The sequence below is a fragment of the Thermoactinomyces daqus genome, from assembly GCF_000763315.1.
GTDB classification, from domain to species: domain Bacteria; phylum Bacillota; class Bacilli; order Thermoactinomycetales; family Thermoactinomycetaceae; genus Thermoactinomyces_A; species Thermoactinomyces_A daqus.
The window spans coordinates 1-4,671 of the sequence record NZ_JPST01000027.1 but is presented as its reverse complement, the minus strand read 5'-3'; the positions used below and the strand labels follow the sequence as shown (position 1 = coordinate 4,671).

At 45.3% G+C, this 4,671-nt stretch carries 2 protein-coding genes and 1 pseudogene; all 3 read right to left on the bottom strand.

Annotated features, from left to right (window positions below; genetic code table 11):
* Positions 1–214: 214 nt before the first annotated feature.
* On the bottom strand, positions 215–1,312 hold the full coding sequence (locus JG50_RS0112125) for a Ger(x)C family spore germination protein (RefSeq protein ID WP_152568573.1): 1,098 nt from the start codon (positions 1,310–1,312) through the stop codon (positions 215–217).
* A gap of 86 nt (positions 1,313–1,398) precedes the next feature.
* A pseudogene (locus tag JG50_RS20705) lies at positions 1,399–2,429 on the bottom strand (GerAB/ArcD/ProY family transporter).
* A gap of 86 nt (positions 2,430–2,515) precedes the next feature.
* Positions 2,516–4,060, bottom strand: coding sequence for a spore germination protein (locus JG50_RS0112115; RefSeq protein WP_033101388.1), 1,545 nt, complete (start codon positions 4,058–4,060; stop codon positions 2,516–2,518).
* Positions 4,061–4,671 lie beyond the last annotated feature (611 nt).

Below are 4,671 nucleotides of genomic sequence, written 5' to 3'. Positions count from 1 at the left end.
CACGCTTGTCAACAACTTTTTTGTTTTCTTCTCTCGCTTTTTGCAAGATGTTGTCGTAGCAGCGACGAAAATAAATATACTACCCTTTTATTTGATTGTCAACACTTTTTTATCGTTTTTTTACGGACACCGGGGCGCGGATTCACTTTCAACTTCCTTCTTGGCCAGTGTCCGGTTGACTGACCGCCTCTTCTCCATCCTTTCTCTCCTGAATTTACATCGTTCTCCCTCTTTCCCCATGATCAAGAATTCGGATATTCACTTTTGTATTGATCTGCGCCTTTCTAAAGTGATCATCCCACTTATTTTTCAGTTCTAACCATTGGATTGGATAGGAAATGCGAAACTGGTCACGGAAATCGGCCACATCCACCTTATATTTTTTTTGCATTTTATGCAGAGTAAGATGAACAAGACGATTAACCTCATTCTCCACCAATTTTTCCAGACTTTTGACATGATCTTCGTTGAGCAGATCCGTGGGAATATGCCATGTTTCGAATAAGGACACCTTTCCTTCGATATTCACGTCAAACGAGATCTTGTTTCCGTTTATATAAGGAGTGACGGTTCTCTCGATGGATTTGATCTCCACAGCAAAATTCTGTCGCTTTTCCTTATCAAAAACCTGAACAATCCCTTTGGCCTGTCCGGTCAACCAATTCAACCCTTCCACTTCTTCATGGGTTAAAAAGCCGATCAGCCGCTTGGAACTGCCTTTGATGACAGCACCGCCATCAAATAAGACTTTTCCCTTTTCCAATTTGACCGCCTGCAAGAGAAAACTGGCATCGGAAGCCATTTTGCTTGCAGTTTGGCCAATGGTAAACAGCGGCAATATTCCGTTTGTCTTATAATGATTTTGATAAATTCTCTGCAACCTTATACCGGGAATATCCGTGTTTCTGGTCACTTCCAAAAGATGGCGGCCTATTCCTTTAGATATCAGGATATTGGCACTCGGTCTGATTTCATACGTGTGCAAATATAAACTCAGCACCCCCTGCAAATTCATCAACCGTGCCATCTTCTCACCAATCAGAACAATCTTTGTATGCTGACCAAACGGAGGACGTGACTCTTCCAGCGACATTTTACGAATCGCTTCCATCACAGTTCTTCCTCTGGACACGATATTTTTATACGCTTTGCCTTTCTGCCCTCCATCTGCATTTTCTTCAGATTGTTGCGGAACGTTACATTGCATGGTAACCTCCACAAACGATTTCCCCTGTTCATCCCCGGATTCCCCGACTGTGTCATCATCCACCATGTCAAAAACTGGAAGCCACTTCCAAAGAAATATCTTCAATATCACGGCTGTCCCAGCATCCGGAAACAGTGATCAGGCTCCCAATCGATATAACGATGAATAACAGACGTTTCCAAGAGTGATTCCTATCCATGTTTTTTCCCCTTCGGCCAGGTAATTCCCCATAAAACCGGAATGATGATCCCGATGAAAGCCAGCAGGACATACCCCATTATATATCCGATTAAATAGCGCTCATTGATATCGGACGGCAAGGCTGCGAACAGATAGATCAAAGGAGAAATCCAGTAAGTCCATGTTTTGAACTCCTTGCCAAAGATACTGGACAAGCCTATTGAGGCGAGATAGTGATAACACACGTAAGTGGTGAAAATCTGCAACATCCATACTGCCAGCAGAAAAGACTCAAATCGCTCAAAGATGACTCCCGTAACTTCAAATGAGCGGATCATGGTGACAGTAGGCCTGGTGATTCTCGCAGTCTCCTCCAGCCCTAATGTGGCAACCGCAAACGCAACGATAATGATATAAAAAAATGTGGGAACAGAGATACCGATGATGACCGATTTAACAGCTTGGCGATGATCCTCCATAAACGCGGTCAAAAAAAAATGACCTCAAACCCGCTGAAGGACAAGACTGTTTGCGTGATTCCCTTGATCACGGGCATGACGCCAAATCCCATCACAGGACGTAAATTGTTGAAATCGACAACTTTCAGGCTTAAACCCAGAGTCATGAGAAAGATCAAAACCGTGATCGGAAGAAGAAGGCTGGATAAACGGGCGATTGGCATCAAACCTCCCGTAACCAGATAAACCCCGACCCATATGAATAAAACCATTGTTATTGCAGTCGGTGTTCTCGGGAGAAGATAAAGACTGTTGACCTCAGCCATCGAGCGAATCTCGTACCCTCCCAGAACAATAAAGTAGACAACCAGAGGGAAATTGAGCAGACGGCCGACCCATTTTCCCACCAAATGCTGACTGAATTCAAAATAGGTTTGCCCAGGGAAGCGTTGACTTAGCTTGGCCATCATAATTCCCGCCAACACGGCAATCATTCCGCTCAAGATCACGGAGATCCATCCATCTGGCGTACCGGTTTTTTCCGTTACGGTTCGTGGCAATGTGAGCACACCTGAACCCAACATAATAGAAGAAGTAACAATCGCGGCTTCCTGCATGGTGATTCGATTTTTTGGACGGATGATCAAGTTGCCCCACTTCCTTGGACGCGCTACTTTTTGCGCACAGGATTCTTTGTGTTCATCATTTTTGGGCGCTGTTTCATGTTTCTCAGAGGAAAGCGTATAATAAAATCCTTCCATTCATAAAGACTGTAAGGAATCGTCGGTGCAACATAGGGCACGCCAAAACTCTCCAATCGGCACAGATGAATGGTAATGGCCAGGAAAAACAGAATTACGCCATAGAGACCGAACAGCGCGGCGCTAAACATGGCCAAAAAGCGCAATAGCCTGAGCGCGATCCCGGCGCCGTAATTGGGGATGGCAAATGAGGAAATGGCGGTGAGGGAGACAACAATCACCATGATCGGGCTGATAATACCCGCACTTACCGCGGCTTCCCCGACAACCAAACCGCCGACCAACCCCACCGTTTGTCCGACGGGCTTGGGCAGGCGGAGCCCCGCTTCCCGCAAAATCTCAATGGAAATCTCCATGATCAGCGCTTCAATAAAGGAAGGAAACGGCACTCCTTCCCTGGTTTGCGCCATGGAGATGGCCAATTTCGTCGGTATTAACCCCTGGTGAAAGGAAACGAACGAGATATATATAGAAGGGAGCAATAAGGAAATATAGGCAGCGAGATAACGCATCAAACGAAGAAGGGAGGTCGGAATCCAACGTTCATAATAATCCTCTGGTGACTGCAGTAACATGGGGAAAGTGGTCGGAACCATCAACACAAATGAGGTTCCTTCCAACAAAATGGCTACTCTCCCTTCCAACAGGGCAGCGATAACCCGGTCGGGCCGCTCGGTATATTGGATCTGCGGAAAAGGAGAAAACGGGTTATCTTCAATCAATTGCTCCACATAACCGGATTCAAGCACTTCATCCACATCAATCCGGTTAAGCCGCTGCTTCACTTCACTTACAATTTCCGGATCGGCAATCCCCTTCATAAAAGCAACAACCAGTTTTGTCCGGGTTCGCCTTCCCAACGTATACTCGATAAGGGTTAAATCAGGGGTGGTCAAACCCTGGCGGAGCAGGGCGATATTTACATCAAGCGATTCGTTGAAACCGGATCGCGGGCCGCGAACCAAAGCTTCCGATATCGGTTCCTCAATAGAGCGCGTTTGGTACTTCTGCGTTCCCAGAACCAGAGCGACTGACAGACCATCAATAAATAAAGCCGTGTTTCCTCTGGCGATCTCGATCAGCAAATCTTTGAAAAAACGAACTTCTTTCACGTTTTCAATGGTCAGGATATGGTTGGCAATAAAATCCGACAGCTCCTCTTCCCCTGATAACTCTCGGTCAGGATGATTGATATCAAAGGCAAACATTAGAGATTGCATGATTTTATCCTCGACTAAACCACGGTCGATCAGGCTTTCCAAAAAAACCAAGGCGACTTTGCGATCCGTCGAGCCAAGCCGGAATGTTCGCATCTTCAGATCAGCGTTTTGACCGATCTCGTTTTCGATCATCAACAGGTTGGAAACGAGATCTTCATGGAAGCAACACGGCGTCTCATCCGAGTTTTTTTTTGTTTGCAATAGAGTCTTTTTCGGTTTCCGGCGTTTGATCATGGCATTCTCCCTCTTATGATCGAATCCAGTAATAAAGTTTGGATATTCCATACGGTATGATGAAAGAGGCGACCGCTCCAATCAAGATCCGCGGCTGAAGCAAACTTTGTATCAGCGTTTCCCACATATCCATCACCTATAAATTAATTTGCTCAGAAAGAAGAATCCAATACAGTAGCAGGAAAAAAAGCGACTGGCCGATCATTTATCCGGAAATCTGTGCATTTTTTATTCCGTTGAAAAAAGTAACTACCGAGCGGATCACACCACTTCAAATCGCTGTACAAAAAATAACCATCTCTATTTTTTAAGATGTGATTGATCTGATTTGACCCCCGAAAGCTTACCTTCATGAAGTCATATTGAGTTCGGTTAACAATCTTTCTTCTTCGAAAATGTTCTGTCAAAAAAGGGAGCAGTAGCAAACCCCGATCGCTTCGCCTGAGTCCCATGATCCATTTGACCATCGGTCCTTTGCTTCTGTTTGGCACAGTCTCATTTCCTTAAAAGGTGGGAATAATCAGTTGGATTATTTATTAAATTCACTCTCTTTCTGCAGGAATCCGCAAATCCGAGGAGGACATCGGGAAACATCCTCAGGATTTCCGCGA